General features: G+C 61.5%; 3 protein-coding genes. All 3 read left to right on the top strand.

Annotated elements, in window-relative coordinates; translation table 11 throughout:
- Positions 1 to 384, top strand: a 384-nt coding sequence (locus EN914_RS35255) for an aldehyde dehydrogenase family protein (RefSeq protein WP_127389681.1), incomplete at its 5' end; no start/stop codon positions are given.
- A 94-nt stretch (positions 385 to 478) separates the two neighbouring features.
- Entirely contained in the window at positions 479 to 1258 is a 780-nt protein-coding gene (locus tag EN914_RS35250) for an SDR family NAD(P)-dependent oxidoreductase (protein WP_024503240.1), read from the top strand.
- Between the two features lie 4 nt (positions 1259 to 1262).
- Positions 1263 to 1495: VOC family protein (locus EN914_RS35245; protein ID WP_206527316.1), on the top strand; the 233-nt coding region annotated here is incomplete at its 3' end.

Genomic DNA, 1495 nt, shown 5'->3' with positions numbered 1-1495 from the left:
TTCGTCGAGCCCACCATTTTCACCGGCGTGAACAACACCATGCGGATTGCGCGCGAAGAGGTGTTCGGGCCGATCCTGTCGGTCATTCCCTTCGACGACGAGGACGAGGCCTTCGCCATTGCCAATGACAGCCCCTACGGATTGGCAGCGGGGATATGGACCAGCGACATGGGCCGGGCACTGCGCGGCGCGGCCGCAATGGAAGCGGGGATGGTCTGGATCAATTCATACCGTGCCGTCTCCTACATGGCGCCCTTCGGCGGCTACAAGAGGAGCGGTATCGGGCGCGAAAGCGGGCAGGATGCCATCAATTCCTATCTGCAAACCAAGACGGTGTGGATAGACACCGCCGGCAAGACCGCCAATCCCTTCGTTATCCGCTAGGCTGGGCTTCGGTGGGAGAATCCCCATCCGTAGCCAAGCTCGGCCCATGCTCCCTGAGAGGGTGGCCGACTTACAAATGATCGAAGGATTGGACATGAGACAGGCAGGCAAGGTGGCGGTTGTCACAGGCGCGGCGCGCGGCATCGGACGCGCTTGCGCGGAACGCTTTTTGGCCGAAGGCGCGAAGCTCGTGCTCGGCGACATCGATGCCGTGGAGCTAAAAAAATGTGCCGCTGAAATCGGCACCACCGACAGCGTCCTGGCGGTGGTTACGGATGTCAGCAAGAAGGACCAGGTCGATGGGCTGATTGCAGCGGCGGTGGCGAAGTTCGGCCGTGTCGACATCATGGTCAACAATGCCGGCATCGCTCCGGTCCAGGACTTTCTCGACATCACAGAGGCGGACTACGACAGGGTTCTCGCCGTCAATCTGAAGGGCGCGTTCATGGGCACCCAGGCCGCAGCCCGCCAGATGATCGCGCAAGGTGGAGGCGGCGTCATCATCAACATGTCGTCGATCAATTCGGGCCTCGCCAACCCGCGTGTCGCCACCTACGCGATCTCCAAGGGCGGCATGAACCAGGTCACCAGCACCGCGGCCGTCGCCTTCGCTCCCCATGGCATCCGTGTGGTTGGGGTCGGACCCGGCACCATTGCCACGGACATGGTCATGGACGGGACATTCATCGATTCGGAAGAAATGCGGCGGGCGGTCCTTTCGCGCACACCGCTCGGGCGCCTCGGCACGGCAGCCGAGATCGCTTCGGTCGTGGCGTTCCTGGCCAGCGACGACGCTTCCTACATCACCGGCGAGACGATCTACCCCGACGGAGGGCGCCGGGTGCTGAACTATACGGTTCCGATCAAGGAGTAGGAAAATGGGTAATTTCGACAAGCTGCATCACATCTGCATCGTCGTGCACGATATCGACAAGGCGCAGGCCTACTATGACTCCATAGGCATCGGGCCATGGGAGTCCTATCCGCCGCTGACCGAATACGAAGAATTGCAGGTCCCAAGCCCCGAGGGTTTCAAGGCGATGCAATACCGGATTTGCAACTTGCCGAACGTTCAGCTGCAGCTGTGCGAGCCGAACGGCGATCCTTCACC

The organism is Mesorhizobium sp. M7A.F.Ca.CA.001.08.2.1, from assembly GCF_003998455.1.
Taxonomy (GTDB): domain Bacteria; phylum Pseudomonadota; class Alphaproteobacteria; order Rhizobiales; family Rhizobiaceae; genus Mesorhizobium; species Mesorhizobium ciceri.
This window is presented reverse-complemented; position numbering and strand designations above follow the sequence as displayed.

Coding starts and splice junctions, on each gene's coding strand:
- EN914_RS35250 (WP_024503240.1), top strand. CDS start 479: ATGAGACAGGCAGGCAAGGTGGCGGTTGTCACAGGCGCGGCGCGCGGC.